The organism is Streptomyces sp. NPDC041205, from assembly GCF_055591765.1.
This window is the reverse complement of the sequence record NZ_JBVIZH010000012.1, coordinates 136,783-163,571: the sequence shown is the minus strand read 5'-3', so window position 1 is coordinate 163,571 and position 26,789 is coordinate 136,783. Positions and strand designations below refer to the sequence as shown.

29 protein-coding genes and 1 pseudogene are annotated in these 26,789 nt (G+C 72.6%); 12 read left to right on the top strand and 18 right to left on the bottom strand.

Annotated features, from left to right (window positions below; translation table 11 throughout):
- Positions 1-127: 127 nt before the first annotated feature.
- The 4 genes from ACZ6BG_RS35325 (at position 128) to ACZ6BG_RS35310 (ending at position 1,181) form a co-directional block, all read left to right on the top strand.
- A complete protein-coding gene (locus tag ACZ6BG_RS35325; RefSeq protein ID WP_469009356.1) occupies positions 128-502 on the top strand; it encodes a hypothetical protein in 375 nt (124 codons plus the stop codon).
- Entirely contained in the window at positions 499-780 is a 282-nt protein-coding gene (locus ACZ6BG_RS35320) for a DUF7848 domain-containing protein (RefSeq protein WP_469009354.1), read from the top strand. The genes ACZ6BG_RS35325 and ACZ6BG_RS35320 overlap by 4 nt, the downstream gene beginning before the upstream one ends.
- Positions 781-892: 112 nt before the next feature.
- Positions 893-1,015 carry a hypothetical protein gene (locus ACZ6BG_RS35315; RefSeq protein WP_469009351.1) on the top strand — a complete coding sequence of 41 codons (123 nt, stop codon included), beginning with the start codon at positions 893-895 and terminating at the stop codon, positions 1,013-1,015.
- Positions 1,008-1,181, top strand: a complete 174-nt coding sequence (locus ACZ6BG_RS35310) for a hypothetical protein (RefSeq protein ID WP_469009349.1) — start codon at positions 1,008-1,010, stop codon at positions 1,179-1,181. The genes ACZ6BG_RS35315 and ACZ6BG_RS35310 overlap by 8 nt, the downstream gene beginning before the upstream one ends.
- Before the next feature lie 546 nt (positions 1,182-1,727).
- Here ACZ6BG_RS35310 and ACZ6BG_RS35305 read toward each other — a convergent pair.
- From ACZ6BG_RS35305 to ACZ6BG_RS35295, 3 genes are all read right to left on the bottom strand, one after another.
- Positions 1,728-3,302, bottom strand: coding sequence for a hypothetical protein (locus tag ACZ6BG_RS35305; RefSeq protein WP_469009347.1), 1,575 nt, complete (start codon positions 3,300-3,302; stop codon positions 1,728-1,730).
- Positions 3,299-4,369, bottom strand: coding sequence for a bifunctional DNA primase/polymerase (locus ACZ6BG_RS35300; RefSeq protein ID WP_469009345.1), 1,071 nt, complete (start codon positions 4,367-4,369; stop codon positions 3,299-3,301). Before ACZ6BG_RS35300 ends, ACZ6BG_RS35305 begins: the two co-directional genes overlap by 4 nt.
- A 146-nt stretch (positions 4,370-4,515) precedes the next feature.
- On the bottom strand, positions 4,516-4,737 hold the full coding sequence (locus ACZ6BG_RS35295; RefSeq protein WP_469009343.1) for a helix-turn-helix transcriptional regulator: 222 nt from the start codon (positions 4,735-4,737) through the stop codon (positions 4,516-4,518).
- A gap of 127 nt (positions 4,738-4,864) precedes the next feature.
- Here ACZ6BG_RS35295 and ACZ6BG_RS35290 point away from each other — a divergent pair, with 127 nt between their 5' ends.
- On the top strand, positions 4,865-5,431 hold the full coding sequence (locus ACZ6BG_RS35290) for a helix-turn-helix domain-containing protein (protein WP_469009341.1): 567 nt from the start codon (positions 4,865-4,867) through the stop codon (positions 5,429-5,431).
- The gene (locus tag ACZ6BG_RS35285) at positions 5,424-6,788 is read left to right on the top strand and encodes a tyrosine-type recombinase/integrase (RefSeq protein WP_469009338.1); all 1,365 of its coding nucleotides are present in this window, start codon (positions 5,424-5,426) and stop codon (positions 6,786-6,788) included. The genes ACZ6BG_RS35290 and ACZ6BG_RS35285 overlap by 8 nt, the downstream gene beginning before the upstream one ends.
- Here ACZ6BG_RS35285 and ACZ6BG_RS35280 read toward each other — a convergent pair.
- Positions 6,776-6,949, bottom strand: a pseudogene (locus ACZ6BG_RS35280) (MerR family transcriptional regulator); the annotation flags it as partial. The gene ACZ6BG_RS35285 and the pseudogene ACZ6BG_RS35280 overlap by 13 nt on opposite strands.
- Before the next feature lie 130 nt (positions 6,950-7,079).
- Here ACZ6BG_RS35280 and ACZ6BG_RS35275 point away from each other — a divergent pair.
- A complete protein-coding gene (locus ACZ6BG_RS35275; RefSeq protein WP_469009335.1) occupies positions 7,080-8,492 on the top strand; it encodes a glutamate decarboxylase in 1,413 nt (470 codons plus the stop codon).
- 244 nt (positions 8,493-8,736) lie between these two features.
- Here ACZ6BG_RS35275 and ACZ6BG_RS35270 read toward each other — a convergent pair whose 3' ends face one another.
- The 6 genes from ACZ6BG_RS35270 to ACZ6BG_RS35245 all read right to left on the bottom strand — a co-directional run bounded on the left by ACZ6BG_RS35270 (position 8,737) and on the right by ACZ6BG_RS35245 (position 14,603).
- Positions 8,737-9,573 (bottom strand): ABC transporter permease, encoded by an 837-nt coding sequence (locus ACZ6BG_RS35270; protein WP_469009333.1) that lies wholly within the window; start codon positions 9,571-9,573, stop codon positions 8,737-8,739.
- Positions 9,570-10,532, bottom strand: coding sequence for an ATP-binding cassette domain-containing protein (locus ACZ6BG_RS35265; protein WP_469009331.1), 963 nt, complete (start codon positions 10,530-10,532; stop codon positions 9,570-9,572). The genes ACZ6BG_RS35270 and ACZ6BG_RS35265 overlap by 4 nt, the downstream gene beginning before the upstream one ends.
- A 195-nt stretch (positions 10,533-10,727) precedes the next feature.
- Positions 10,728-11,372 carry a PadR family transcriptional regulator gene (locus tag ACZ6BG_RS35260; RefSeq protein WP_469009329.1) on the bottom strand — a complete coding sequence of 215 codons (645 nt, stop codon included), beginning with the start codon at positions 11,370-11,372 and terminating at the stop codon, positions 10,728-10,730.
- A 26-nt stretch (positions 11,373-11,398) separates the two neighbouring features.
- Positions 11,399-11,950 (bottom strand): DinB family protein, encoded by a 552-nt coding sequence (locus ACZ6BG_RS35255; RefSeq protein WP_469009327.1) that lies wholly within the window; start codon positions 11,948-11,950, stop codon positions 11,399-11,401.
- 229 nt (positions 11,951-12,179) lie between these two features.
- Positions 12,180-13,637: an aldehyde dehydrogenase family protein gene (locus ACZ6BG_RS35250; protein WP_469009324.1), complete on the bottom strand. Its 1,458-nt coding sequence runs from the start codon at positions 13,635-13,637 to the stop codon at positions 12,180-12,182.
- Between the two features lie 60 nt (positions 13,638-13,697).
- On the bottom strand, positions 13,698-14,603 hold the full coding sequence (locus tag ACZ6BG_RS35245; RefSeq protein ID WP_469009320.1) for a helix-turn-helix domain-containing protein: 906 nt from the start codon (positions 14,601-14,603) through the stop codon (positions 13,698-13,700).
- 315 nt (positions 14,604-14,918) lie between these two features.
- Between ACZ6BG_RS35245 and ACZ6BG_RS35240 the strand changes: the two genes are divergently transcribed.
- On the top strand, positions 14,919-15,428 hold the full coding sequence (locus tag ACZ6BG_RS35240; protein WP_380842081.1) for an ATP-binding protein: 510 nt from the start codon (positions 14,919-14,921) through the stop codon (positions 15,426-15,428).
- A 96-nt stretch (positions 15,429-15,524) separates the two neighbouring features.
- Here the strand turns inward: ACZ6BG_RS35240 and ACZ6BG_RS35235 are convergent, their stop codons facing one another.
- The 5 genes from ACZ6BG_RS35235 to rpmG all read right to left on the bottom strand — a co-directional run bounded on the left by ACZ6BG_RS35235 (position 15,525) and on the right by rpmG (position 18,098).
- Entirely contained in the window at positions 15,525-15,764 is a 240-nt protein-coding gene (locus ACZ6BG_RS35235; protein WP_030361071.1) for a DUF397 domain-containing protein, read from the bottom strand.
- A 459-nt stretch (positions 15,765-16,223) separates the two neighbouring features.
- Positions 16,224-16,493, bottom strand: a complete 270-nt coding sequence (gene rpsR, locus ACZ6BG_RS35230; RefSeq protein ID WP_469009317.1) for a 30S ribosomal protein S18 — start codon at positions 16,491-16,493, stop codon at positions 16,224-16,226.
- Positions 16,494-16,495: 2 nt separating this feature from the next.
- Positions 16,496-17,626, bottom strand: coding sequence for a CobW family GTP-binding protein (locus ACZ6BG_RS35225; protein WP_469009530.1), 1,131 nt, complete (start codon positions 17,624-17,626; stop codon positions 16,496-16,498).
- Positions 17,627-17,679: 53 nt separating this feature from the next.
- Entirely contained in the window at positions 17,680-17,928 is a 249-nt protein-coding gene (locus tag ACZ6BG_RS35220) for a type B 50S ribosomal protein L31 (RefSeq protein WP_289947538.1), read from the bottom strand.
- 5 nt (positions 17,929-17,933) lie between these two features.
- The gene (gene rpmG / locus ACZ6BG_RS35215; RefSeq protein WP_016645560.1) at positions 17,934-18,098 is read right to left on the bottom strand and encodes a 50S ribosomal protein L33; all 165 of its coding nucleotides are present in this window, start codon (positions 18,096-18,098) and stop codon (positions 17,934-17,936) included.
- A gap of 72 nt (positions 18,099-18,170) precedes the next feature.
- Between rpmG and rpmB the strand changes: the two genes are divergently transcribed.
- Genes rpmB through ACZ6BG_RS35200 form a run of 3 tightly spaced genes read left to right on the top strand, consistent with a single transcriptional unit; the run spans position 18,171 to position 19,280 of the window.
- Positions 18,171-18,407, top strand: coding sequence for a 50S ribosomal protein L28 (gene rpmB, locus ACZ6BG_RS35210; RefSeq protein WP_030361076.1), 237 nt, complete (start codon positions 18,171-18,173; stop codon positions 18,405-18,407).
- Complete coding sequence (gene rpsN / locus ACZ6BG_RS35205) at positions 18,407-18,712, top strand: 30S ribosomal protein S14 (protein WP_468460127.1); 306 nt, start codon at positions 18,407-18,409, stop codon at positions 18,710-18,712. Before rpmB ends, rpsN begins: the two co-directional genes overlap by 1 nt.
- A gap of 58 nt (positions 18,713-18,770) precedes the next feature.
- Positions 18,771-19,280, top strand: coding sequence for a hypothetical protein (locus ACZ6BG_RS35200; RefSeq protein WP_469009305.1), 510 nt, complete (start codon positions 18,771-18,773; stop codon positions 19,278-19,280).
- Positions 19,281-19,301: 21 nt separating this feature from the next.
- On the opposite strand, the gene ACZ6BG_RS35195 is transcribed toward ACZ6BG_RS35200, so the two are convergent.
- From ACZ6BG_RS35195 to ACZ6BG_RS35185, 3 genes are all read right to left on the bottom strand, one after another.
- Positions 19,302-21,842: an FUSC family protein gene (locus ACZ6BG_RS35195; protein ID WP_469009301.1), complete on the bottom strand. Its 2,541-nt coding sequence runs from the start codon at positions 21,840-21,842 to the stop codon at positions 19,302-19,304.
- Between the two features lie 373 nt (positions 21,843-22,215).
- Complete coding sequence (locus tag ACZ6BG_RS35190; protein ID WP_469009297.1) at positions 22,216-22,596, bottom strand: MerR family transcriptional regulator; 381 nt, start codon at positions 22,594-22,596, stop codon at positions 22,216-22,218.
- A 42-nt stretch (positions 22,597-22,638) separates the two neighbouring features.
- The gene (locus tag ACZ6BG_RS35185) at positions 22,639-23,886 is read right to left on the bottom strand and encodes a DUF2786 domain-containing protein (RefSeq protein WP_469009294.1); all 1,248 of its coding nucleotides are present in this window, start codon (positions 23,884-23,886) and stop codon (positions 22,639-22,641) included.
- An 84-nt stretch (positions 23,887-23,970) separates the two neighbouring features.
- Between ACZ6BG_RS35185 and ACZ6BG_RS35180 the strand changes: the two genes are divergently transcribed.
- Positions 23,971-26,259 (top strand): FtsX-like permease family protein, encoded by a 2,289-nt coding sequence (locus ACZ6BG_RS35180; protein WP_469009290.1) that lies wholly within the window; start codon positions 23,971-23,973, stop codon positions 26,257-26,259.
- Positions 26,260-26,789 lie beyond the last annotated feature (530 nt).

The window sequence follows — 26,789 nt, the reverse complement described above, 5'->3', positions numbered from 1 at the left end:
GTCCGTACCTGACCGCACACGAACGGGAAGTGCGCCACCTGAGTTCTAGGCGTAGGGGGCTGCGGCCGACACGGCCTTGCATCAACATCCGGCCCCAGTTCGTTGACGGCGTGGCGGTGACCACGCGATGACGGGTACGGGGCACCTGCGGTTGATGCCGTGGCCGGATGAGCGAGGACTCGCCTGCTATCTGAGCACGGACGACGAGAACGGCTTTCTGTCGCGAGTGGCCGATCAGGTCGAGGCGGCTCAGCTCGGCATGGCCTGCGATCTGCTCGACCACGTCGACGATCTGCTGTCCGGAGAGGAGGTGACCGCCGAGCAACTGCGCTACTGCGCTGACCGGTTGCGGGAGTCGTTGCGCGAGACCTTGCGCGTCGCCGACAGTCGCGGCGAGCGTCTGCCCGCCCCTGACGTGGACGCCGAAGACATCCCGCACGCGGTCTCTCTCGGCCTTCTGGCCCACACACACGGGAGCACACAGCAAGGGGGCCCGCAGTGACCCGCACCTTCCGTTACGTGCCCTACAGCCGCGTACAGGATCCCTACGCGGCGCCGGAGTACGGGGCCCGCTGCGTCAGCGGCGACGATGCCGACTGCGACGAGTCCTCTGGGCTGCACAACGCTCCGGAGCCGGTCGAGGAGTGGCAGCGCAAGCACACCCAGGAGACCGGACACCTGCGCTACCGCCGCGTCTTCGCCGACTACGCGGTCATGGAGCCTCCGGGCGGGCTGCCCGCCGAGTTGGAACCCGCCCGCGTCCACCGGGTCACCACTTGACGCCCTCGCCGAGGAGCCAGCGGCGGGCCCGCTCCACCCGCCGCACGCGGCCCGGCCCTTTGCCCGTGAGAGGGCCGGGCCGCACTTCCGACACCGGGAAGGAGGTGAGACCGTGGGAGGCAACGACGGGATACCCGAAGTCAACGGGTACGACGTGTTCGAGCAGGAGATCATCACCCCTGCCGAGCCCGAACCCGAGCCGGACAGCGAAGACGAGGACGACACCGATGGCTAAGAAACCATGGGTTGGCGTCGGCGCCTACATCAAGCGTGACCTGCCCGACCGCGCCCCCGCTTCGGTGTGGTGCGGCAAGCACCCCAAGGACCGCACTCGACTCGTGGCGCGCGCCGGATGGGTGTGCTTGGACTGCGTACGGGAGGCCAGCAAAACCGTGCAGTAGGGCAGCACCTCCGTCCCCTCCACCCTCGTACCAGAGGGCGGAGGGGACGGCCTTCAGTGGCCAGTTGAGCGGCGCTCCGCGCGCGCGGGAAGCGCCGCGACCGGTCGCGCGCTGACAGGGCCTCCCGCGCACGGGGCGGGAGGCCGTTCCGCCTGCGCCCGCTTCGCCCAAAGAGACTGTCAGTTGGGTGCGGTACACGCGCGCGCCCGCGCGCCCGAGTCACGACCGGTCGCGGCGCGACATACCCCGCGCTCAGCCGGGGGACGGTGGGGACGCAGGGGACGACGTTCCCGGCCTCCTCTCTGCGCCTCTCCTTCCTTCTCTGCTTAGGACAGAGGGGAAGGGGGTGGGAAGCGTCCCCCGCGTCCCCCAGAGGGCGTGGGGCGTGGGTTGCTGCGGCGTGGGCGGGGGTCCGGTGGGGACGCTGCGCGCTGCCGGGTGCGTCCCCCGTCGTCCCCTGGGCGTCCCCCTGCGTCCCCCCGGGAGACAGCGGCGCCCCGGTCGGCGGGTGCCGTTCCGGGGCGCGTCGAGGGCGTGCAAGGCAGTTCATGACGGCGGCGGGGCGCATGTGATCGCCCACACCTTGCCGTGCTTGTTGCTGCCCGAGGTGCGCGCCACCTGGATGCCGCGTGCGCGGAGTGCGGGGGCGACCTGGCGGATGCGGGCGCTGAGGACGCCGGGCGTCTTGGGCCAGCCGTCGACCAGGCCGCGCCCGTCACGGCCGAGGGCACGGTGCAGCTCAGCCATGGTCCCGTGCCATCCGTGAGCCGGGAAGTCGTACGCGGCGGTCCACTCTCGCAGGGCGGTTGCGACCGGATGCCCGTCAAGGACGGCGTCGTTCAGGGCGTCCTGTGAGCCGTTGAAGGCGTCGAGGCTGCGCCAGCCGGTGACGCGGTCGAGGGCGTGCAGCAGCTCGGCGAAGTCGGCGAGGCGGGGGCGCTCGGTCAACTCGGCTGCGGCGTGCGGGAGGTCGGCCCAGACGGCGGCAGCGAGGTCGAGCAGGGCGCCGAGGATGCGCGGGTGTGCCTGCTCGTACGCGGCCCACAGAGCGGCTGCGGTACGTCGCTTGTGGCGGGGGATGGGTTGGAGTTCGAGCGGCAGCATGCGCTCGGCGAGGTCGTTGCGCAGTGCGCCGAGGTCGATGCCGGTGAGCAGGACGGGGCGTTGGTAGGTGAGGACGTTGACGTCGTCGTCGGTGTACAGGGCGCGGGTCACCTGTGCGTCGCCGGTGACGATGCGGCACAGGGCGTCGGAGAGCCAGCCGGGCATGCCTGAGAGGTTGTCGAGGGCGAGCACCCACCCGGCGGCGGTGGTCGGCCCGAGGTCGCGCAGGTTGTCGGGGGCCTGGCGCAGCGGGGCGCGGGCCCCCTCGATGACCCCGGCGAGCATCTGCCCCGACGTGCTCTTGCCCGTGCCTTGCTCGCCCGTGAGGTAGGCGACGGGGCGGGGGACGTCCGGGCGCAGGGCGGCGAGGAGCCAGCCGACGGCGAGCGGCAGCGTCTCGGCGGTGAAGGGCAGCAGTGCGGCGAACTCCTCTATGCCCGCGCGCCAGCCGCCCGCTATCCGGTCCGGGCGCGGCAGGGGCCGAACCAGCCGACTGCGGCGCCACACGGGCCCGGCCTCGACGTCCGGGCACGTGAGCGTCCAGCCGTCCGGGGCGAGGCGTACCGACTCGCCGTCGGGGCGCCCGAGGTCGAGCCACGTCACGGCGCGGTCGTCCGGGTCGGCGGCGATGCGCAGCGGCAGCTCGACGGCGGCGGCATCCATGGCGAGCGCGTCGAGCGCTGCCACGGCGTCGGCGAGGGCGGACTGCGAGGGCGTGCGGTTGTGCTCGGTGACGTAGGCGCGGATGAGGTGTTGGCGCAGGCTGCCGGTGCCTGTGTGGGCGGTGGCGCGCAGCGGTACGGCGACGGGCGGCCCGCCGTACGGCACGGCGTACGGGGCGCCGTTGTGGTGCAGGTAGCGGAATCGGTTCTGCCCAAGCACGCGCAGCACTTCGGCCTGCGGCGGCTGGCGTTCCTGCTGCGGGGCGCGCGGTGGCTCCGTGTCCCGTTCCGGGCGGCGGAAGGGGACGACGGAGCGCGCGGCGGCGTTCGAGTCGAACGCGGGGGCTTGGGTCACGCGGCGGCCCCGGTGAGCGCACGCGGGTGCCGCTCGCCTGCGACCAGTCCCGAGCGGATCGCGGCGGCGGCCTCGCGCTCGGACAGTCCGGCGTGCCGGGCAGCGTCGGCGAGGACGTCGGCGACCTGGACGCGGTCGAGGCGGCCCGTGCCGCACAGGGTGCCGAGGTTGAACGCGGCCCGGTTGAGCGCGTCGTTACGCGTGCCGGGCTGCGCCTCGGCGACCGCCCGCAGCTCGGCCTCGACGGCGGCGGCCACGTACCCGCTGCCCATGCTGCGCGAGCGCCACGGCAGCGTGGCGCGGGGCCGCTCGGGGCGTACGCGGTGCCCCGTGCGGTCGAGGTCGCGGGCGAGCCACACGGGCAGCTCGGCGACCGTGCGGCAGCCTCCAAGCGCCGTGTACGCGCCCGTACGGGTGACGGTGCCGGGAGCGACGGCGTACGACGATCCCGCGCGCACGTCCAACTGCCAGCCGAGTGCCCCCGCCTGCGGGCGCCACTGCGTACCAGCGGGCGCCCGGAACCAGTAGTGCACCCCGCCCGACGGCGTGCACACGGTGAGCGTTTCCGGGGCGACGCCGGGCAGCATGGCGCGGCGCGCCTCGACGAGCAGCGCGAGCACGTCGCGGCCGTCGAGGACGCTACCCGGGGCGATGTCGGCGGGCAGTTCGACGCCGGGCAGCAGCCGCCCGGAGTCAGTCGGCACGTCCCCGCCGTGGGCGTCGACGTCGAGGATCACGAGGCCCGATCGTCCGGCGGCGACGCCAACCCCGGCGGCGGGCGTACGCGCCCACCACGTGGTGATCCGGTCGGCGTCCGTGGTGGCGGCGAGGACTCCGTGACAGGGGTGCCCGTCGGCATGGCACAGGCACGCGTGTCCGTCGTGCTCGACGTAGGCAGGGTTCGGGCGTTCGGCGGTGCCCGGAGAGCAGCGCTCGCAGCCGCGTACGGGCACCTTCAGGCCCGGGGCGAGCGGGTGCACCGCGTAGCCCTGAGCGGCCAGCCACAAGGCCACGTGGAGCGGATCGACGGGCGAGGCGGGCGAGGGGCGGGCGTGCGTAGTGTGCACGGTAGGGCGTCCTTCCGAGCGGGCCGGGCGGTGAGAAACCCGGCGCCGCTGGTGATCACTGGCGAAGTGGTGGGCAAGGGCGTTCGGGCCGTCGGCGTTGCTGCGCCGACGGCCCTTGTTCCTGGTGCGGGCGCACGGGGCGTGCATCACGCGGCGGCGTCGGTGGCGCGCTCGTCGAGCCACTTCTCGATGTCGGACCAGCGGGCGCGCAGGTGGCGGCCGACCTTGATCAGGCGGGGGCCACCCCCGCGATGACTCCACTGGTAGACGGTGGCGAGCGGCACGCCGCAGTAGTCGGCGAGTTCTTGCGCGGTGGCGAGCTTGCGGCGGGCGAAGTCGGAAGCGTTGGTGATCTGAGCGCGGGGCACGAGTTGACTCCAATGTCGTTACGACATCCCCCCATGTCGAGGAGACGATCACCGTGTCACCTTGCCAACGGGCCGCGTTGCATGTCAACGTGACTTCCTGAATTGTCGTATCGACAGAGGAGTCACGGTGACGGTCCCCCAGTCCGCGAGCGACGTCGTCGCTCAGCGGGTCCAAGAACTACGGAAGCGCCAGGGACTCACGGCAAAGGGCCTCGCCGAACGCTGCGCCTTGATGGGTGCCCCCGGCATGACAGCCTCGGTGATCGCCAACATCGAGAGCGGGCGCCCCGACCCGAACGGCCGCCGACGGCGGCAGATCACCCTCGAAGAGTGGTTGATCCTGGCTCAGGCTCTGCACGTTGCGCCGATTCACCTGCTCGTACCGGTCGACGACGAGCACGCGCGCTACGAACTCACCCCGGAGGAGCCGCACCCCACACACGGGCTGCGCAGGGAAAGCGCGGGCTGGGTCCGTGAATGGATCAGGGGCGAGGCCCCGCTGACCTTCACAAACGAACGCATCTACCGCAGCGAGCTCCCGGCCGAGGAATGGAAGTCCCGCGAGCGAAACCAGCGCGAGGGCTACGAGACCAACAAGCAAATCTGGGAAGCCTTGTCGGCGGCAGGCCTCATGCCCAAGTCGCCAACGGATGAAGCGGACGACGCAGAGGGCGGGGCGGGTTCGAATGGCTGACGTCTACGACAGATGGCACAAGTCGCGCCCGGGCAAGGACGACAAGGCGTGCCCCGACCACACCAGCAAAACGCGCAAGCTCGTGCCGAGCGGCGAGCACGGCAAGGGGAAGCGGTGGCAGGTCCGTTGGCGTGACGCGAGCGGCAAGCAGCGCAAGGAGAACTTCGACAAGCGCGCCGCAGCCGAGACCCGCGCGGCGACCGTCAAGGCCGACCTTGACCGGGGCCTGTACGTCGACCCCGCCGCTGGCAAGGAGAGCTTCCGGGCCGTCGCCGAGCGGTGGCGCGCCTCGGCCGTGCACCGCCCGAGCACCGCGACGCGCGTCGAGCGGGCGCTGCGGCGGCACATTTACCCGACGTTCGGCGACCGTCCGATATCGAGTGTCCGCTCGTCGGAGATACGGGCATGGGTGAAGGACCGCGCCGCCGTGCTGTCGCACAACAGCCTGCGCACGACGTACGCCTACCTGGTGACCACGTTCCGCATCGCCGTGCAAGACGGCATCCTGCGCGTGAACCCCTGCGAGGGCGTGAAGCTGCCCGAGGGACGCCGCCCCGAGATCGTGCCGTTGCACCCCGACGCCGTCCGTGCACTCGTCGAGGCCGCGCCGTCCCGGTACGGGGCGCTCATCCTGTTCGCTGCGGCGTCCGGGCTGCGGCAGGGCGAAGTGCTCGGCCTTGAAGTCGGGCACGTCGACTTCCTGCGCCGCACCGTGCGCGTGGAACAGCAGTTGGTCGGCCCGGACGACGGCGAGCCGTTCCTCGGCGAGCCCAAGACGCACGAGAGCTACCGCACGGTGCCGCTCGCCAAGTCGGCCGTTGACGCACTCGCCGCGCACCTCAAGGCACACCCCGCGCCCCTGGTGGACATCGAGGACCGCACCGACCCGCGCAAGCCGAAGCAGCGCAAGGCGCACCTGATCTTCCCGAACGAGCGGCGCGAGGCCGTACGCCGCTCGTCCTGGGCCCGCATGTGGGGACGTCTCGTCGAGCGGGCGAACGCGGCGCTCGACGAGCAATACGCCGCAGCACACGCGCAGTGGGTACGCGACGGGCGGCCCGAGGGCGCCGAGCCCGAGCGCGTGCAGGTCCCCAAGGGCACGAGCATGCACGACCTGCGGCACTTCTACGCCTCGCTGCTCATCCGCCACCGCGAGGACGTCAAGACCGTTCAGAAGCGGCTCGGGCACTCGAAGCCGTCCATCACGCTCGACACGTACACGCACCTCTGGCCCAACCAGGAGGACACCACTCGGGACGCCGTCGAGGCCGTTCTCGGCGCCGATGTGCCCTCAAAGTGCCCTCAGCCCCTCACGGGTGGCACATCCGCCCAGGTCAGCGCCATAAGCCAGCGGTAGAACCGGATCTGCTGCAGCCGGTCCAGGTCACCGTCGCTGTAGCGCCGGTGGCCCGCGTGGCTGCGCTCGCTCGGCGCGAGCAGGCCGATCTCGTCGTAGTGGTGCAGCGTGCGCACCGTGACTCCGGCGAAACCGGCGACCTGTCCCACGGAATAGCTCATGGTTTCCGCCCTCTCCTGCTCGGTACGCGTCCCAGCCTGAGTCCTCACGTCACGTGAGGTGCAAGCCCAAAGGCTCGGCCATATCCTCCCGAATGGGACAGCACCCGAGCCTCGGCCGGAAGGATCCTCGATGCCCCTCCACCACGGCCCCGACCGGCCCGACGACCGGCCCCTCTCGGTGAACCCGTTCTACGGCGAGGCGAACCCCGTCGGCGGCATGACCCAGGCCCCGCCCAAGCACCGGCTCCCCGACGGGCCGCTGCCTCCCATGACCGCGTACCAGCTCGTCCACGACGAACTCATGCTGGACGGGAACTCCCGCCTCAACCTCGCCACCTTCGTCACCACCTGGATGGAGCCGCAGGCCGGGGTCCTGATGGCGGAGTGCCGGGACAAGAACATGATCGACAAGGACGAGTACCCGCGCACGGCCGAGCTGGAGCGGCGCTGCGTCGCGATGCTCGCCGACCTGTGGCACGCCCCCGACCCCGCGACGGCCGTCGGCTGCTCCACCACCGGATCCAGCGAGGCCTGCATGCTCGCCGGGATGGCGCTCAAGCGCCGCTGGGCGCGCCGCAACGCCGACCGCTACCCCTCCCGCGAGGCCCGGCCCAATCTCGTCATGGGCGTCAACGTGCAGGTCTGCTGGGAGAAGTTCTGCGAGTTCTGGGAGGTCGAGGCGCGGCAGGTGCCCATGGAGGGCGACCGCTTCCACCTCTCCGCCGAGGCCGCCGCCGCGCTCTGCGACGAGAACACCATCGGCGTCGTCGCCGTCCTCGGCTCCACCTTCGACGGCTCCTACGAGCCCGTGGCCGACGTGTGCGCGGCGCTCGACGCCCTCCAGGAGCGGACCGGGCTCGACATCCCCGTCCACGTCGACGGGGCCTCCGGGGCGATGGTCGCGCCCTTCCTCGACGAGGACCTCGTCTGGGACTTCCGGCTCCCTCGCGTCTCGTCCATCAACACCTCCGGGCACAAGTACGGGCTCGTCTACCCGGGCGTCGGGTGGGCACTGTGGCGTACGCCCGCCGAGCTGCCCGAGGAGCTGGTCTTCCGCGTCAACTATCTCGGCGGGGACATGCCCACGTTCGCGCTCAACTTCTCCCGGCCCGGGGCGCAGGTCGTCGCCCAGTACTACACGTTCCTGCGACTCGGGCGGGAGGGCTTCCGGGCCGTCCAGCAGGCCTCCCGGGACGTCGCCCGGGGGCTTGCCGCCGGGATCGAGGCCCTGGGGGACTTCCGGTTGCTCACCCGGGGGGACGAGTTGCCCGTCTTCGCCTTCACCACGGGTGCGGGCGTGGGCGCCTTTGACGTGTTCGATGTTGCCCGGCGGTTGCGGGAGCGGGGGTGGTTGGTGCCCGCCTATACGTTTCCGGCGCACCGTGAGGACCTGGCGGTGCTGCGGGTCGTCTGCCGCAACGGCTTCTCGTCCGACCTCGCGCAGCTCTTCGTGGAGGACCTGGGACGGCTCCTCCCCGAGCTGCGGAGGCAGCCGCATCCGCTTACGCGGGATCGGGGGGTTGCTACGGGGTTTCATCACTAGGGGCGGTGGGGGTGGGGCCTTGCCGGGGGCTCCCCGATCCCACCCCTTCCCGAAACTGGGGGCTGCGCCCCCAGACCCCCGCTCCTCAAACGCCGGAGGGGCTGAAATACAGCAGCACATGATCTAGCCCGTCCGGCGATTGAGGACGAGGCGCGAAGCGCCGATCAGCGGGTCGCCGGGGGCGCAGCCCCCGGGTTCGGGAAGGGGCGGGGTTGGGGAATGCCCCGCAGGGCCGCCCCGCGCCCTACTTGCTCAGCGCCCCGAACCTCCGTACCGCCAGCGGCAGGAACACGCCCACCAGGGCCAGGGGCCAGGCCACCGCGAGGAGTTCGGCGTGGTCGGCGGCCCAGGACGTGCCGGTCACGCCGGGGTCGTTGCCGAAGAGGTCACGGACGGCCGTGGCGGCCGCGGACATCGGGTTCCACTCGACCGCGGCGCCGAGCCAGTCGGGCATGTTCTGCGGGACGGTGAAGGCGTTGGAGAGGAACCCGACGGGCCAGACGAGGATCTGCACGGCCACGACGAGCTCGGGCTTGCCGGCGACCATGGCGAGGTAGATGCCGAGCCACAGCATGGCGAACCGCAGGAGCATGAGCAGCCCGACGGCGCCGACGACCCCGGCGAACGACCCGTGCCAGCGCCAGCCGATGCCGAGCCCGACGCCCATCATGACGATGAGGGACGCGAAGGACTGAAGCATGTCGGCGACGGAACGGCCCACCAGGACGGCCCCGTTGGTCATCGGCATGGACCGGAAGCGGTCGATGACGCCCTTGTTGAGGTCGGTCGTGACGGCGACCATCGTGGCGTCCAGACCGAAGACCATCGTCAGCGCGAACATGCCGGGCACCAGGAACTCGGCGTAGTCGCCCTGGATGCCCTTGCCGCCGCCGATCAGGTAGTTGAACATCAGCAGCAGCATCACCGGGAAGGCGAGCCCGACGACGACCTGCACGGGCTGGCGCGCCCAGTGGGCGAGTTCGCGCCGGGACATGGTCCAGGAGTCGGTGAGGGCCCAGCCGATCCGGGAGCCGCCCGCCCCGGCCGGCGCTGTCGGCGTACCGCCGGTTGTCGTACTCACACGGCCTCCTTCATGCGTTCCTGGTCCTCCGTGCGCCCCGTGAGGCGCAGGAACACCTCGTCCAGGGTCGGCCTGCGCACCGCGATGTCCTCGGCCTCGATGCCCGCCTCCTGGAGTGCCCGTACGACCCGGGTCAGGGCATCCATGCGGTCGATGACGGGCGCGCTGACGAGGCGCCGGTCGGCGTCCACCGTCGCGTCGTCCGCCGCGCCGGGCAGCAGCCGGGCCGCGCGCACCAGCTCGGCCGCGTCGCGCACCACGACATCGATGCGGTCGCCGCCGAGCTGGGCCTTCAGGTCGTCGGCGGTGCCCTCCGCGATGACCTTGCCGTGGTCGATGAGGGAGATGCGGTCGGCCAGCTGGTCGGCCTCTTCGAGGTACTGCGTGGTCAGGAGGACCGTCGTGCCCGCGCCGACCAGGGAGCGCACCGCGTCCCACACCTCGGCGCGGCCGCGCGGGTCGAGGCCCGTCGTCGGCTCGTCCAGGAACAACACCTCCGGTTCCGTGATCAGCGAGGCGGCGAGGTCCAGGCGGCGCCGCATGCCGCCGCTGTACTGCTTGACCGCCTTGCGGCCGGTGTCCGCGAGGCCGAAGCGGTCGAGGAGCTCGTCGGCCCGCACGCGCGCGTGGCGTGCGCCCAGGTGGTAGAGGCGGCCGAACATCTCCAGGTTCTGGTGGCCGCTCAGCTCCTCGTCGACGGCCGCGTGCTGGCCGAGCAGGCCGATGCGGCGGCGCACCTCGTGCGCCTGCCGCCCCGCGTCGTACCCGGCGATCTCCACGCGCCCCTCGTCCACCCGGAGCAGCGTGGCCATGATCCGCACCGCCGTGGTCTTGCCCGCGCCGTTCGGCCCGAGCACGCCGTGCACCGTGCCGCGCGCCGCCACCAGGTCGAGCCCGTCCAGGGCCCGCTTCTCGCCGTACCGTTTCCGTGCGCCTTCGACGACGATCGCGTCCGTCATCCGACTCCTTCCGGGGTTCACCACTGCCCAGCCCACGCAAGTAGTCAAGCTTGACTACCTTGCGGGCCTCGAAGGTACTGCCCGCTTCTGGATTCGTCAAACTTGATTAGTCAGAAATTTTCTTGTCTCCCGAGAGGCACCGCCACGCTCGGACGTCGCCGCACCCAGGCCCACCGTGCCCAGGTGTCGTCGCGCTCAGGCGTCGTCGCCCGCGTGCCGCTCCCCCGTCGCGAACGGGTTCTCCTCGCCCTCCGCGAGCACCCCGACGAACGGCTCACCCTCACCGGCGAAGGTGTACGCGCCGCCCTCGATGCGCTCGATCAGGCCGCGCGTCCACGTGGCGCCCGCGTCGGCCTGATGCAGCCAGAGGTTCATGATCTCGCCGATGTGGCCGAGCTGCTCGGGCCCGTCCTCGGGGGTGTAGTACTCGGTGACGGACGCGCGCCAGTCACCGAGACCACGGATCCGCCGCTCAAGCAGGTCGATCACCTCCGCGCGCGGCAGGTCGACCATCAGGCCCACCGCGGCCGAGAGCATGTCGGGCTTCTGGTTGTACGTCGAGACCAGCGCCTCACGGAGCAGGTCGAGGAACTCCTCCGTGCCCTTCTCCGTCATCTCGTACTCGGTGCGCGGCGGGCCCCCGGCCGTGGACGGCGCGGTCTCGTGCTCGTACAGCAGGCCTTGCTTCGCCATCTGCTTCAAGGCGTGGTAGATCGAGCCCGGCTTGGCGTTGGACCACTCGTGGGCGCCCCAGTACTCCAAGTCGTTGCGGACCTGGTAGCCGTGGGCCCGCCCGTGCTGACGGACGGCCCCCAGGACCAGCAGCCGGATCGCCGACATTCACCACACCTCTCCGAGACAGCCAATCAACTTTGACTAGCGTATCCCTGGTCCATCGCCACCAGCTCGAAAGCCGTCTTGCCGTCCAACGACTCCCTGATGATGTCGGCGTGCCCGGCGTGCCGCCCGATCTCCTCGACCAGGTGCAGCATCAGCCAGCGCATCGACACGGCGCCGTCGTCCGGGAACCAGGGCTGGTCCGGCAGCGGGAAGGTGTCGTCCAGGCTCGGCACCGCGCGGATGAACGCGTCCGTCTCCGCGGCCACCCCGGCCCAGAACGCGAGGACGTCGGCGAGCGTCTCGCCCTCGACGAGGCGGAAGCTGTCGCCCCAGGTCTCCTCGGTGCGCTGGCGCTCGTTGGGCTTCTGCTGGGCCAGGCGCAGCCAGTTCAGCTCGGTCTCGGCGACGTGCTTGACCAGGCCCGCGAGGTTCAGCTCGCTGGCGCTCGGCCGGCCGGACGCCTGCTCGTCGCTGAGGCCGAGCACCGAGCGGCGGATGCCGCCGCGCTGCGCCTCGACGAAGGCGATGAGTGCGCCGCGCTCGTCGCCGGGAGCTTCCGCGTTGACGTGGGTGACCATGGTGTCCGCCTCTCTTCGCCCTGCCGGGCCGTCGGCCTGTCCGACACCACAGAAACTACGGGCCATTGCGGACAGGTGCTGTCCGCAATGGCCCGGGAGATGCGGAGAATTTTTCGCGACCGGCATCCGGTGATCGGCGGCCGGCGACCGACGGCCGGTGTTCGACAGCCGATGATCGACGGCCGGTGATCGGCGATCCAGGACCGCCGACCGACGACTAGCGCCTCGGTCAGAACGGGAAGCGCGAGCGCCCGTGCTGCACCGAGATCCACTTGTGCGTCGTGAACGCCTCGATCGTCGCGTCACCGTTGAGGCGGCCGACGCCCGAGTGCTTCTCGCCGCCGAAGGGCACGATCGGCTCGTCGTGGACCGTGCCGTCGTTGATGTGGATCATGCCGCTGTTGATGCGGTGGGCGAGCCGGACGCCGCGCTCGACGTCGGCGGTGTGGACGGCGCCGCTCAGGCCGTACGGAGTGTCGTTGGCGATGCGGACGGCCTCGTCCTCGCCGTCGAAGGGCAGGATGAGGGCGACCGGGCCGAAGATCTCCTGGCGCAGCACGGGGGCGTCCTCGGGGAGATCGGTGAGGATGGAGGGCGCGACCAGGTTGCCCTCGGTGCGGCCGTGCAGCAGGGCCTTGGCGCCGGCCTGGACGGCCTGTGTGACGAGCGACGACACCCCGTCGGCCTGCGAGGAGTTGATGAGCGGGCCGATGTGGGTCTCGGGGGACGCCGGGTCGCCGACCTTCAGGGACTTGACCTTGGCGACGAACTTCTCGGTGAACTCGGCCTCGACGGAGCGGTCCACGAGGATGCGGTTCGCGGCCATGCAGACCTGGCCCTGGTGGACGAAGCGGCTGAAGACGGCCGCGTCCACGGCGTAGTCCACGTCCGCGTCGTCCAGGACGATCAGGGCGCTGTTGCCGCCGAGTTCGAGGATGCAGCGCTTGAAGGTCTGGGCGCAGACGGTGGCGACGTGGCGGCCGACGGCGTCGGAGCCGGTGAAGGAGATGGCGCCGGGGACCGGGTGGTCGATGAGCGCGTCGCCGATCTCGGCTATGTCCGTGATGACGACGTTCAGGACGCCCGGGGGCAGCCCGGCGTCCTCGAAGATCTTCGCGATCAGGCTGCCGCCGAGCACCGGCGCGTTCTGGTGCGGCTTCAGGACGACGGCGTTGCCGAGCGCGATGGCCGGGGCGACCGACTTGATCGAGAGCAGGAAGGGGAAGTTGAAGGGGCTGATGACGCCGACGACGCCCACCGGGACGCGGTAGAGGCGGTTCTCCTTGGTGTCGTCGGGCGAGGGGAGCATGCGGCCCTGCGGGGCGAGCGCGAGATGTATCGCCTCGCGCAGGAACTCCTTGGCCAGATGCAGTTCGAAACCGGCCTTGACGAGCGTGCCGCCGAGTTCGTCGACGATCGCCTCGGTGATCTCCGCCTCGCGGTCCTCGATGATGCGCAGGACGCGCTCGAAGACGGTGCGCCGGGCATAGGGGTTGGTCGCGCCCCATGCCTCCTGGGCGCGCTGCGCCGCTCGGTAGGCCTGGTCGACCTCGTCCGCCGTGGCGACGGTGATCGACGCCAGCTTCTCCCCGTTGTACGGATTGAAGTCGATGATGTCCCAGGAACCGGAGCCGGCCTTCCACTCACCGTCGATGTACTGGTGAGCCAGATCGGTGAAGAAGGACATGACGCGAGACCCCTTGCCGCAGAGAGCAGACACCTAATTTCACGTCATACTACTGACGATTCACGTCAGTTGGAGTAGACCACGGAGAAGGTCACGGCTGTCGGCCGGATTCGGACAGTCCTCCCGCAGCTCGGCCATCACGCGTTCGTACTGGGCGACTTCTTCGCGCTTGTCCAGATACAGGGCGCCGGTGAGCTGCTCCAGATAGACCACGTCCGACAGATCGGACTCGGGGAAGCTGAGCATCGTGAACGCCCCGGACTCGCCCGCGTGTCCGCCGAAGGTGAACGGCATGACCTGCAGCGTCACGTTCGGGCGCTCGGAGATGTCGATCAGGTGCTGGATCTGACCGCGCATCACTTCCCGGTCGCCGTACGGCCGTCGCAGCGCAGCCTCGTCGAGGACGCACTGGAAGCGCGGCGCGCGCTCGGACACGAGCAGCTTCTGGCGCTCCAGGCGCAGGGCCACCCGCCGGTCGACGTCCGCCTGGTTGATCCGGCCGCCACGGCCGCCTGAACCCGCCTTGCCTGCGGCGGCGGCCTTCATGCCGCGCTCGACGACCGCGTGGGCGTACGCCTCGGTCTGCAACAGGCCGTTGATGAACTGGACTTCATAGACACGGATGAGGGAGGCGGCGCCCTCCAGGCCGATGTATGTCTGGAACCAGCCGGGCAGAACGTCGGAGTAACTGTGCCACCAGCCCGTCAGGTTGGCCTCCTTGGCGAGTGAGAGGAGAGCGTTGCGCTCGGCCTCGTCCATGACGCCATAGAGCGTGAGGAGGTCCTCGACGTCCCTCGACTTGAAGCTCACCCGTCCCAACTCCATGCGGCTGATCTTCGATTCGGAAGCGCGGATCGAGTAGCCCGCCGCCTCACGGGTGATGCCCCGCGACTCCCTCAGGCGCCTCAGTTGTGAGCCCAGCAGGATGCGCCGTACCACCGAGCCGCTCGACTCCCCAGCGGTCACTTCGCTCAGTCCTCCCCAAGGTGTGAGACCCGCAGTCTGCCATTAAACGCTTCAGGCCGTACTCGTTCGGTTACGGAAAGGGAAAGCCTCCGGAAGGTCTGCACAAGAAGTCGTAGGAAGAAATAGGCAAGAAGCAGCCTAGGAATGGTCAAGTCCGGCGCGTGCACGTGCATCTGCCCTTGCATCTGCTGTACGCATTCGGAACCATGGTCCGCGCGTCACCGCTGCGCCATCGCTGTGCCGCCCGGCTGTACCGACCGCGCCACCGCTTCATCGCTTTGTACCGCGAACCGCGAAAACCGGGGAGTGCCTCGCATGGGGACGAATGGATCGACCATGCTCGAGCCGTTACGGCAGGGCCTTCCTCCGCTCGACCCCTCCGCGGTCTCCAGTGCGGCCTCCTGCGCTCTTCCCGCCCGGTACGAAGCCGTGGGCAGCGCCCGGCAGTTCACCCGCAAGACACTCGTGTCCTGGGAACTGGAGGAGCGCTTCGACGACATCGCGCTCGTCGTCTCCGAACTCGTCACCAACGCCCTTCGGCACGCGCTGCCCGCGGACACCCCGCGTGCCGCGTGTCCGGTCGGCGCCACCGAGGACGCGCCCGTGCGGCTGCACATGATGCGCTGGACCTCACGGCTGGTGTGCGCGGTGCGGGACCCCAGCGACGACAGTCCGGTCGCGCGCGAGGAGGCGGAGGACGACTTCTCCGCGGAGTCGGGCCGCGGGCTGTTCCTGGTGGACTCGTTCAGCGACGGCTGGGGCTGGCACCCGCTCGCGGGCGCGCTGAACGGCAAGGTGGTGTGGGCGCTGTTCCAACTGGCGTAGCGCCAGGGGAACAGCCCACCCCCGTCTCCTCTGTCCCGCGACGCGTCACGGCGCCCTGCTCGGCGGTGGTCGGCCGCTGAGCAGGTCCGGCGGTGGTCAGCCGCCGATCAGGTCGTCGAACTCGCCGTCCTTCATGCCGAGCAGCATGGCCTCGATCTCGGCGCGCGTGTAGACGAGCGCGGGGCCCTCGGGAAACCGCGAGTTGCGGACGGCCACGTCGCCGCCCGGCAGTCTCGCGAACTCCACGCAGGCGCCCTGCGAATTGCTGTGCCTGCTCTTCTGCCAGACCACCCCGTGAAGATCCGTGGCCGCCATGCCGTTGAACACGTGGTGCACAGGTCGCTCCCCGGTGGTGCCGTGGCTGTCGTTGTAGCCGTCAACTGTCCCGGATCATAGCCGTGTTCATGTGCCAATGCATGGGCAGATGCACGTGCACGCGCCGTGGTGAGCTGGTTACAGCCCCTCCGCCGCTTCCCCAGTGCCCGCATGACATGCGAACGACGGCCCCCGTCCATGATCTTCCGCGCCAAGTTCCGCGCCGGGTTGTCCGGATCGAATACCTCGTGCACTGAGAACAGACGCCATGGGAAGCGAAACGGCTGCATTTTTGGCCGAAGACGCGGCCGGTACGTGTGCAAACAGGGGCGAAAGGGCGGCGCGGGGCGGCGGTCCGACACCCGGTGGGCCCGGCAACAGGCCCCCGCCACTGCGGGACATCACCCTCCGGTCCAGCGGGCGCCACCGTCCGGCCCAGCGGATGTCACCGTCCGGCCCAGCGGACGCCACCCCTCCGCTTCAGCGTGACGCGGGCGGAAGCAGCGCCATCTCGCGGGCGTTCTTGATGGCCTTGGCCAGTTGCCGTTGCTGCCGCACAGTCACCCGGGTGACCCGACGGCTGCGGATCTTGCCCCGGTCGGAGATGAACTTCCGCAGCAGGTCGGTGTCCTTGTAGTCGATGTACGTGATTCCGGCCTGATCCAGGGGGTTGGGGCGGGACTTGAGGGGCTTGCCCCGGTCTGCGCGGCGCGTGGACCGCGAGGACGGCGAGGACGGTGCGGGGGACAACGTCAGACCTCCAGGAGGGCGTCGAAGGCGGGGGTGAGGGTCTTCCAGGCGGCGCGCCCGGCGGCGTACTCCTCGTCCGTGAGCAGGCAGGACTCCAGGACCTCGGCGAGCCCGTCGCGGTCGAGGCCGGGCGAGGTGAAGACCAGGTGCTGGCAGCAGTCCCCGTGCTCGGGGTGCCAGTCGAGGGCGGCGGCGGCCCGGCGCACCGGCGGCACCATCTCCCAGGCCGCGTCCGGCAGCGAGGCCAGCCACGGCCCCGCGTTCTCCACGCACAGCGCGCCGCCCGCCGCGTCCCAGGCGAGCAGCGTGTCGGGCCGGTCGGCGAGCCAGAAGCGGCCGCGGCTGCGGGCGGCGGCGCAGGTCAGGTCCTCCAGGGCGGCGAAGAGCCGCTCCGGGTGGAAGGGCCGTTCGCGGTGCCACACGAACGTGCCGACCCCGCTCTCGTCGGCCTCCGCGGGCAGCAGCGCGCAGGCCGGGTGCTGGGCCGCGGCCGCCGCCTGGACGTCGAAGCCGCCGAGTGCGGCGCCCGCCAGGTCGCCGTGGCCGATCGGGACCTGGCGGGCCGTCGGATGGAGCTGGGCGAGCAGCGCGCGGTCCGCCGCATCGGCACCCTCGGGCTCCAGGACGGCGAGCACGGGGGCGTACTCCAGCTGGCGTGCCCAGGTGTCGGCGACGGTGCGCTGGTCGGAGGCGGCCGCGGCGATCCCGGCGTCGGCGAGGTCGTCGCCGTTGCTGAGGCAGGGCAGCAGCAGGCTCGGGTCGACGGCGGTGAGCACGCCGCTCAGGCGCAGCGCGTCGGAGCCGTGCCCGGCGATGACCTCGGCCATCGCCTTCGGCTCGACGGAGTCCCACAGTTCGACGACGGCGAGCCGCGTCAGGCCGCTCGCCGCGAGCCGTTCGAGCTCGGGCACGAGGTCCTCGCGAAGGGCGCAGCAGGCGCAGTCGTTGACCAGCGGCGCCTCGCCGGTGGACAGGGTTCCGCTCGCGTCGCGGACGGTCCGGGTCACGGTGCCGTACGCGGCGGTGGACAGGTCGTGGTGCAGGGCGACGCTGTCCGGCACGGTGGCGAGCAGCCGGTCGACGGCGGCGGCGCGGGCCTCGGTGTGCAGGCCCGCGACGACGGCGACGTCCATGCGGCAGGGGGTGCCGTAGGGGCGGCCGGAGCCGCCGGGCCCGGGGGCGCCCATCAGCGACCGCCGCCGTAGCGCCGCTCGAAGCGCTCGACGCGGCCCGCGGTGTCCAGGACGCGCTGCTGGCCCGTGTAGAAGGGGTGGCTCGCGGAGGAGACCTCGACGTCGATGACGGGATAGGTGCGGCCGTCCTCCCAGACGACCGTCTTCTCACTGGTCGCCGTGGACCGGGTGAGGAAGGCGAAGTTCGCGGCCTTGTCGCGGAAGACGACGGGGCCGTACGGCGGGTGGATGCCGTCGCGCACGGGGATCAGCGCTCCTCTCGGAAGTCGACGTGCCGGCCGGCCACCGGGTCGTACTTGCGCAGGGTCAGGCGGTCGGGGTTGTTCCGGCGGTTCTTGCGGGTCACGTACGTGTATCCCGTTCCGGCCGTGGACCGGAGCTTGATGACGGGGCGGAGTTCGTTGCGAGCCATGACGGCTAGTATATGAAAATGAATCCCGTTTCCAAATGGACGGGAGCGAATCCGACCGAGAGGTGCGTCACCATGTCCGCCCACTGCCAGCTCACCGGCGCGAAGCCCGGGTTCGGCAACCACATCTCGCACTCGCACCGGCGCACCCCGCGCCGCTTCGACGCGAACATCCAGCGCAAGCGCTACTGGCTGCCCAGCGAGGGCAGGTACGTGCGCCTGCGGCTGAGCGCCAAGGGGATCAAGACCGTCGACACCATCGGGATCGAGGCCGCCGTGGCCAGGATCCGTGCGCGCGGGGTGAAGGTCTGATGGCCAAGAAGAGCAAGATCGCGAAGAACGAGCAGCGGCGCGCGATCGTCGCGCGGTACGCGGCGCGGCGGGCCGAGCTGAAGGAGATCATCCGGCGCCCGGACACACCGGACGCCGAACGGCTCGCCGCCCGGCGGGAATTGGACCGCCAGCCCCGGGACGCGAGCGCCACGCGGGTGCGCAACCGCGACAGCGTGGACGGGCGTCCCCGCGGATACGTAGGCACGTTCGGGCTCTCCAGGGTGCGGCTGCGTGCGCAGGCCCACGCGGGATTCCTGCCCGGCGTCCGCAAATCCTCCTGGTAGCTTGGCGCGCGATTCGACGGGCCACGGCCCGGAACACGGCTCCACAAGGGGGACTTCAGTGCACACGCGTGTCCGCAGCACGACGATCGGCGCCGCGGTGGCCTCGCTCGCCGCCGCGCTCGTCCTGACCGGTTGCAGCAGCGACGGCGACGACAAGGGCGACGGCGACAAGGGCAAGGACAAGGGGGCGTCGGACAGCGCCTCCAAGACGCCGGGCGGCTCCGACGACGACTCCGGCTCCGACGGCGCGGGCGCCTCGGGCAAGGACCTGGAGGGCAGCTGGGTCGCCACGACCGGCGGCAAGCCGGTCGCCCTTGTGATCACCGACAACCGCGCGACGCTGGTCGGCGAGCACGTGTGCAACGGCTTCGCCGCGGTCGGCGGGGACCAGACGATCAAGCTGAAGTGCGCCGACGGGGACATGGACCGCACCAAGGGGCGGATCGACTCCGTCGACGGCAAGACGCTGAAGATCACCTGGGAGGGCTTCGGCAAGGACGAGTTCCTGCGTACGAAGGGCGGGAAGCTGCCGGAGGGGCTGCCCACGGCGGACATTCCGAAGTCGTAGCGGGGCGCGGCAGCCGACGCTTCAGCGGGTCGTGGGGTCCTCGGGACCCCGCGGCCCGTCGGCGTTCCCGGACTCCGCCTCCCCCTTCGACTCCACCCCGGCCTCCACCCCCGCCTCCGCCCCCGCCCCTGTCCCTGTCTTCCGTACGTTGGTGTCGGTGCCGTCGACCAGCATCGGCGGGGGTGCGGTGTCCAGGGCGTCGGAGAGGTCGGCGAGGGCGCGCAGGAGGAGGGTGCCGCCGCGGCGGACGACGCGGTCGGGGGCGTCGCCCGACTCCCAGGCGTCGAGGGCGTCGCGGACGGGGCCCCACTCCGGTACGCGGCGTTCGCGCACGGCCTGGGCGCCCCGCTCGGTCGCGGTGCGCAGGGCGTCCGCGAGGGCCGCGGCGGCCGGGACCGGGGGCGTGCCGCGGTCGGGGAGGTGGGCCTCCAGAAGCATGGCGACACGGCCGAGTTGGGACAGGGCCTGCTCGGCGTCGGCGGCCGCGGCGCGGGAGAGGCCGCGGTGGCGAACGGGTTCGTGTTCGGCGCGCTCACGGGCCTCCTGCCAGGAGGCGCGGGCGGCGCGGGCGGCGAGGAGGGCCGTGCGGACGTCGGGGCAGTTCTTGCCCGCGGGGTCGGCGTAGTGGGCGACGACGGCCGCGGCGTAACGGCCGTTCGCCGTGAGCCAGTCGGCGAGGCGGGTGCGCAGGCGGGGGGTCTCCCAGGCGGGGTACAGGGCGTACGCCGACATGGCGAGGACGCCGCCGATGAGGGTGAGGACGACGCGTTCCGGGACGGTCTGGGTCCACTGCTCGCCGCCCATGCCGAGGAGGAAGACCACGTACGCGGCGACGCAGGCCTGGGCGGCGACCTGGCCCGTACGCATCAGGAGGTACATCAGGCCCGCGCTGGCCGCGGCGAGGGCGCCCGAGAGGTACGTGCCCGGGTGGGCCAGCTGGACCAGGGCGGTGGCCAGGGCGACGCCCACGAGGGTGCCGCCGAAGCGGGCGACCGCGCGGGCGTACGTCTGGGAGAAGTCGGGGCGCATGACCATGACGGCGGCCATGGGGGCCCAGTAGCCGTGGCCCAGCGGCAGGAAGGTGCCGGCCGCGTAGCCCGCCACGGTGACCGTCGTGACGCGCAGGGCGTGGCGGGTCACCGGGGAGCGGGGGTTCAGGTCGGCGCGCATGGCCTTGGCGGCGGCGGGGGCCAGGGCCGCCAGGCCTGGGCGGACGAGGGGGCCGTCGGTCACGGCTGGGGCAGCGGGGCCAGCCGGAGTGGTGGGGGTGTTCGGGGCGGCTGGAGTGGTGGGGGTGTTCGGGGCGGCTGGAGTGGTGAGGGCGTCCGGGGCGGCTGGAGTAGTGGGGGCGTCCGGGGCGGCTGGAGTGGTGAGGGCGTCCGGGGCGGCTGGAGTAGTGGGGGCGTCCGGGGCGGCTGGAGTAGTGGGGGCGTCCGGGGCGGCTGGAGTAGTGGGGGCGTCCGGGGCGGCTGGAGTAGTGGGGGCGTCCGGGGCGGCTGGAGTAGTGGGGGCGTCCGGAGCAGAGGTCGGCGCAGAGGTGGGACCAGGGGTGGAGGTCGGGAGGGTGGGTGGTGTCGTCGTGCCTGTTGCCACCTCCACCACGTCTCTCAGGAGGGTGCCCAGGCGGGTTGCCGCTCTCTGGGGTGGGCCCTTGAGGATGGCGCCCGTGTCGGGGGTGCGGAACGTGGAGATCGCCGCCGGGGGGAGGTCCACCGGGGTGCCGTGGCGGATGGCGCGGGCGGCCGCGTCGAGGATGGCGCCCGCGGCGGCGAGGAGTTCGCGGACCCGGTCGCGTTCGGGGCCCTCCGCCGGGGCGCCGAGGGCCGGGTCGGCCAGGGACGCGAGGACGGGCCGGATGCGTTCGGCGAGGCCGCGGGCGCCGTGGAGTTCGGCGGGGCGGGTGCGGGCCTGGCGCGGGGTGATGTGGGCGGCGGCGCGGGCCGTCATCAGCGGGGCCGGGTCGAAGGGCGCCACCGGGTCGTGGCGCAGGCGGCGCGCGTAGTCCGCCTCGGCGGCCAGGGCGTCGGCGAGGGCGTCGCGGTGGGCGCCCCAGCGGCGTACCGGGAAGACGATCACCAGGGCCGCCTGGACGGCGCCGCCCACGACCATCATCGCGGCGTGCCCGGCCGCGGCGGCGACGGACGTGGGCAGGGTGATCGTGACCAGCATGATCGCCACGTTGGAGGTGGCGATCAGGCCGATGGTCGGGCCCGCCGCCCAGCTCAGGCCCGCCAGGAAGGTCCACAGGGCGAGGAGGGCGAGGAAGAGGAGGAGGTGGCTGCCGGTGAGGTAGCCGAGGAAGGTGGAGATCGCGAGGCTGGTGCCGGAGGCGATGGCGAGCTCGGGGCGGGGGCGCCAACTGCGCTGGAAGGTGGCGATGGCGGCCTGGAACGCGCCGAAGGCCGAGCTGGCGGCGACGGCGGGCCCGAACAGGGCGAGGCTCGCCCCGATCACGATCGCCAGCCCGACGGCCCCCCGCAGGGCGACCAGCGGTTCGAGCCGAGTCCGCTCCACAGCGAGCCCCGAACGCGCCGTCTGCCGCAGGGCCCGCCACCAGGTCACGGTGCGATCGTACGGGGGATTGGCGGTTTGGGGTGGGGTGGGGGTGTTTGGGGGGGTTCGTCGGTGGGAGTGAGTGAGGTGTCCGAGGGGGACTGTCACGGGCAGTGGGCTGCTGCCGCCGAGGGCGCGCCACGTCCGACAGCAACGGACGCGCGAGAGCACGCCCCGGGGACGACGGGACCCAGGCACACGGCTGCCGCCGAGAGTGCGCCACGGTCGACAGTCACGGGCGGGTGGGTGGGAGAGGCCGCCGCGGAGCGGCGGGCTGGGGAGGGCGCAGGGGGAGCCGCAGGGGGCAGTGCGGTGAGCTGCGCAGGGCGGCGGCGGGAGGCCGGACGGCCAGGGGGCTCGGACGGGGCGGAGGCCGGACGGGTCAGGCGGGCTGGTCCTCGTGGCGCCGCGCGCGAACCGCGTCCAGGTACTCCTCGATCGCGTCCCGGTTCCGGGTCAGGCACTCCACCCGCCGCGTCATGCTGTCCCGCTCCCGCTCCAACGTGGCCAGCATCTCCGGCGTGGCGTCCGGGAAGTGGATGACCCGGGGCTTGTCCAGGCAGGGCAGGATCTGCTTGATGAGCCGCGTGGGCAGCCCGGCGTCGAGGAGGCCCCGGATCTGCAGCACACGGTCGACGCAGGCCTCGTCGTACACGCGATAGCCGTTGGCCGCCCGATCGGCGACGATCAGCCCCTGCTCCTCGTAGTAGCGCAGCAGCCTGCGCGGCGTGCCGGTGCGCTCCGACAGCTCTCCGATACGCATGCTCACGCTCACCCTGCGCCCCCTCCTCCGGTCACTCCTGCCTCACCCTTGCCTCCCAGGAAGTCTCACACGCGTGTGCAGGCTGGCGTTGGTGGCCGCCGCGGCCCCCTCGGCCCAGCCCGCGCCGTCCCGCACGCCGCGTACCCGCGTGGTGGTCGTCTCCGGGAACATCCGCTCCGTCCGGTCGGCGACCGCGACGTCCCGCGCGGCGAGGACAGGAAGCAGCGCCCCGCCCCCACCGGCCTCTTCGTGGGTGACGGGCGCGGCGGCCGCTTCGAGGCGGGCGCCGACGCGCTGGGCGTACGCCATCCAGAAGGCCTGCCGGAACGTCTTGGTGCGCTTGCGCCCGCCCGCGCGCTGCCCGGCCTCCGCCGTCGTCATGGCGGCGAGGCCCTGCACGAGGAGGGAGGTGTGCAGCAGCTCCACCACCTCCAGGTCGGCTTCGAAGCCGACGACGGTGGAGAAGCCGAGGGCCTCGTTCCACACCGCGCGGCAGCGGTTCGCGGCGGCGACGGCGTCGAGGAGGATCGCCTTGGCGGTCTCGTACGGGGCGTCGACACCGATGCGGCAGGCACCGGGCGCGTCCGGGCGGTGCGTACGGGCGGCGAGCAGCGCCTCGTCGACGCTGTGCCGCGCCATCAGCTCCTGCGCCTTCGCGGTCAGCGCCTCCGCCTCCTGCGGGTAGCCGGTCGCCTCGGCCTTGGCGAGCAGGGCGCGGATGCGGGTGAGGGCGCGCGGCTCGTCGTCGCGGTGCGGCGGCGGTACGTGCAGGGGGGTGCCGGGCGCCGGACCGACGGGCTCGATCGGGGGCAGCCGGAGCAGCAGGCGGTAGAGGGCGAGTACGGCGGTGGCGTGCGTGAAGCGGTCGGGCCCCCGCCAGGGTTCGTGGGCGTCGAGGGCAGCGAGCTGCGCGGGCCAGCGGGCGGGCAGCAGGCCGGGGGCGTAGCGGAGGGTCTCGGCGCGGATCAGGGTGGCGGCGAGGCGTACGTGGGGCTCGTCGAGGTCGCGCCGGACCAGGCGCAGGACGTCGGCGGGCTGCCAGCCGCGCTCCCAGGCCCGCCGCAGCAACTCCTCGCCGCGCGCGGCGAGTTCGGCGTCGGTGGAGGGGTCGGCGGCGAGGAGGGACGCGCCGGTGTCGAGGCCTTCGTCGGCGTGGGCGTGGCGGTTGGCGCGGCCGGTGCGGTTGGCGCGCCCCGCACCCTCACCCCGCCCGGCCCCCTCGGCCCGACCGACCCCCGCGTCCGCCCCGTACAGCGCCGCCGCGAACGCCCTGTCGATCACCGAATCCATACCCCTAAGGGTAGGCCTGGCCCTACCTTCGACCCGCCCGCCAGTGGTCGTGAGCGCGGGGCCCCGGCGCGGTTGGCTCGGGGCATGGTTCTTGCGTCGCTACGGGCCCGGTGGGCCGGATTTCTGGGTGCCTTCGTCGCCGTCGCCCTCGGGGTGGCCCTGATCGCCGCGACGGGGGTGGGGCTCGCGGCGAGCCTGCGCGCCCCGGAGCGGGAGCCGGTGCGGTTCGCCGATTCGCCGGTGGTGGTGGCGGGCCGGGACACGCTGACCGTGCCGGTGCGGCGAGGGCCCGAGATCCGCCACGTCACGAAGAAGCTCGCTCATCCACACCCTGTGGACAACGAACTGCTGCGCGAACTGCGCCGCCTCGGCCAGCTCCGAACAGCCGGTCAGACCCGCACAGCCGGTCAGACCCGTACAGACCGTACGGCACCGGACGCCGTCGGCCTCGACGCCCCCGCCGCCCGGGTGCGCGCCGTCGTCGCCGCGTCCGGCACCGGCGCCCGCGTCCTGACCGGCGCCGACCGCCGCCAGGTCGACCCGGACACCGAACGGGACGCACGGGCACTGGTCGCCGTGAACGCGTTCCTCGGCACGGCGGGCGGGGTCGCCGCCTTCGTGTCGGTGTTCGTGACCGCGTCGACGTTCGCGTTCGTGGTGGCGCTGCGGCGGCGCGAGTTCGGGCTGCTCCGGGCGGCCGGGGCGAGCCGGGGGCAGGTACGGCGGTGGCTGCTCGCCGAGGCCCTGGCCCTGGGCGCGGCGGCATCGGCGGCCGGGTGCGCGGGCGGGGCGTGCGCGGCGCCGGTCCTCGCGCGGACGCTGGTCGACACGGAGGTGGCGCCGCCGTGGTTCACCGTCGACGGCGGCCCCACAGGTTTCGCCTGGACCTGGTGGCCGTACCAACTCGCCTTCTGGACCGGCCTGCTCGTGGCCCTCGCCGGGTCGTGGAGCGCGGCGCGCCGGGCGGGCCGGGTGAGCCCCGTGGAGGCGCTGCGCGAGGCGTCCCTCGACACCGGCGTGATGCCGCTCGGCCGCCGCGTCGTGGGCACCGCGCTGCTCGCGGGCGGGGTGGGGCTGCTCGCGTGGACGCTGTGGACGGAGCCGTCGGAGCTCCTGAAGCGCAAGACGTACGTGACGCAGCCGATGATCCTGTCGACGGGGGTGGCGGCGCTGGCGCCCCTGCTCGTACGGCACGTGGTCGCCGTGTTCCGGCGCCCGGCGTTCTTGGTGCGGCGCCCGGCGTTCCTGGCCCGGCGGCACCCACTCCCGGCCCACCGCCCCTCCCGACCGAAGTCCCACCCCGCAGCAGCCCTCACCCTCGCCCGCCTCGCCCGCGCCAACGCCGCCGGTTCCGTGCGCCGCACCGCCGCCGTCGCCGCCCCCGTCCTCGTCACCGTCGCCACGGCGGGCTGCCTGCTCGGCTCGGCCGCGACGGTGGGCGCGTCGAAGGCGACCGAGGCGAGGGAACGTACCGCCGCCCACCTCGTCGTCACCGGCGACGACTTGAGGCAGCCGGGACGGATCCCCCGGGCGACGGTGGCCGCGTCGGCGAGCACCGCCGTCTTCGTACGCGAGGACGACGACACCGCGCTCCTGCGCGCCGAGGCGCGCGCCGTGACCGACCCGGCGGCGTTCGCGGCGACGCACCGGCTGCCCGTGGTCGCCGGTGACGTACGCCGGCTCGACGACCGCTCGATCGTCGTCAACGAGGAGTGGCAGCGGCACCGCGTCGGCGAGCACGTCGACGTGTGGCTCGGCGACGGCCGTCGGGCGCGGCTGCGGATCGCGGCGGTCCTCGCGCGCGGCACGGGCGACAACGGGGCGTACGTGACGGCCCGCAACGCCCCCTCCGCCCCGCTCGACCGCGTCGACGTACGCCTGCGGGACGGCGCCGACCGCACGGCCGTCGCGGCGGCCCTGCGGACGACCGGCGGGCAGGTGCGCACGGCCGGGCAGTGGCTGGCCGCCGAGCACCCCGGCGTGAAGCCCCAGACGCGCCTCGGCCTGCGCATGCTGCTCGCGCTCTGCCTCGCGTACACGGCGATCTCGCTGGCGAGCACCCAGCTGATGACGGCACCCGTACGGGCCCCCGAACTGCGCTCGCTGCGCCTCCTCGGTGCCGCGCCCGGCCAGATACGGCTCGTGGTGGCCGCCGAGGCGGTCCTCGCCGTGGCGGTGGGCGCGGTGCTCGGCCTCGCGGTGACGCTGGTCGGCCTGGGCGGCCTGAGCGCGGGCCTCGCGCGGCTCTCGGCACCGGCGGGGCTGGTGGTGCCGTGGGACGTGATGGGGGCGTGCGCGGGGGTTCTGACGGTGGTGGCGGTGGGGGCGGGGGTGATGGGGTGCCGGGGGCTGCGCGCGGAGGGCCGTGGCTGAGGGTCGCGCCAGTGCCGGGCCGGGATTCCTGCCCCTGGCCGGTCCGCGAGCCCTTCCCTCCTCGACCTACGAGTCCCGCCCTCGGCCGATGAGGCCCCGCCGCCGGCCTATGAGGCCCCACCGCCGGCGTCGCATGGTGCCCCTCGGCCTACGAAGTCCCCGCCCTCGTCGATCAGCCGCCGTACCTCCCGGTCGACGAGGCCGAGGCGGGCCTCGTCGACGAGGGGCACCGCCGCGACGGCCGCCGCGCGCCCCGGGACAACGGGTTCCCCACGGACATGGGCGGAGGCCATCCGGCCCCCGGGCATGCCGGTCGTCCAGCACCGATGCCGACCCTGACACCCCGCTGCGCGTCGCGAGGCGCGGCGGCACTCCCGGGGCAGTGGTGCGGGCGACCCGCGCAAGGCACGACGGCCCTCCCCAAGGCAGCGGCACGGGCGACCCGCGCAAGGCACGACGGCCCTCCCCAAGGCAGCGGCACGGGCGACCCGCGCAAGGCACGACGGCCCTCCCCAAGGCAGCGGCACGGG

What these genes read in the sequence shown, in the direction of transcription:
- ACZ6BG_RS35285 (WP_469009338.1), top strand. Translation starts at nt 5,424, where the DNA reads ATGGCTGACGTCTACGACAGATGGCACAAGTCGCGCCCGGGCAAGGAC.
- ACZ6BG_RS35190 (WP_469009297.1), bottom strand. Translation starts at nt 22,596, where the DNA reads ATGCGTATCGGAGAGCTGTCGGAGCGCACCGGCACGCCGCGCAGGCTG.
- ACZ6BG_RS35240 (WP_380842081.1), top strand. Translation starts at nt 14,919, where the DNA reads ATGGGGACGAATGGATCGACCATGCTCGAGCCGTTACGGCAGGGCCTT.
- ACZ6BG_RS35180 (WP_469009290.1), top strand. Translation starts at nt 23,971, where the DNA reads ATGGTTCTTGCGTCGCTACGGGCCCGGTGGGCCGGATTTCTGGGTGCC.
- ACZ6BG_RS35250 (WP_469009324.1), bottom strand. Translation starts at nt 13,637, where the DNA reads ATGTCCTTCTTCACCGATCTGGCTCACCAGTACATCGACGGTGAGTGG.
- rpmG (WP_016645560.1), bottom strand. Translation starts at nt 18,098, where the DNA reads ATGGCTCGCAACGAACTCCGCCCCGTCATCAAGCTCCGGTCCACGGCC.
- ACZ6BG_RS35325 (WP_469009356.1), top strand. Translation starts at nt 128, where the DNA reads ATGACGGGTACGGGGCACCTGCGGTTGATGCCGTGGCCGGATGAGCGA.
- ACZ6BG_RS35260 (WP_469009329.1), bottom strand. Translation starts at nt 11,372, where the DNA reads ATGTCGGCGATCCGGCTGCTGGTCCTGGGGGCCGTCCGTCAGCACGGG.
- ACZ6BG_RS35265 (WP_469009331.1), bottom strand. Translation starts at nt 10,532, where the DNA reads ATGACGGACGCGATCGTCGTCGAAGGCGCACGGAAACGGTACGGCGAG.
- ACZ6BG_RS35225 (WP_469009530.1), bottom strand. Translation starts at nt 17,626, where the DNA reads ATGGACGTCGCCGTCGTCGCGGGCCTGCACACCGAGGCCCGCGCCGCC.
- ACZ6BG_RS35185 (WP_469009294.1), bottom strand. Translation starts at nt 23,886, where the DNA reads ATGGATTCGGTGATCGACAGGGCGTTCGCGGCGGCGCTGTACGGGGCG.
- rpmB (WP_030361076.1), top strand. Translation starts at nt 18,171, where the DNA reads ATGTCCGCCCACTGCCAGCTCACCGGCGCGAAGCCCGGGTTCGGCAAC.
- rpsN (WP_468460127.1), top strand. Translation starts at nt 18,407, where the DNA reads ATGGCCAAGAAGAGCAAGATCGCGAAGAACGAGCAGCGGCGCGCGATC.
- ACZ6BG_RS35275 (WP_469009335.1), top strand. Translation starts at nt 7,080, where the DNA reads ATGCCCCTCCACCACGGCCCCGACCGGCCCGACGACCGGCCCCTCTCG.
- ACZ6BG_RS35255 (WP_469009327.1), bottom strand. Translation starts at nt 11,950, where the DNA reads ATGGTCACCCACGTCAACGCGGAAGCTCCCGGCGACGAGCGCGGCGCA.
- ACZ6BG_RS35310 (WP_469009349.1), top strand. Translation starts at nt 1,008, where the DNA reads ATGGCTAAGAAACCATGGGTTGGCGTCGGCGCCTACATCAAGCGTGAC.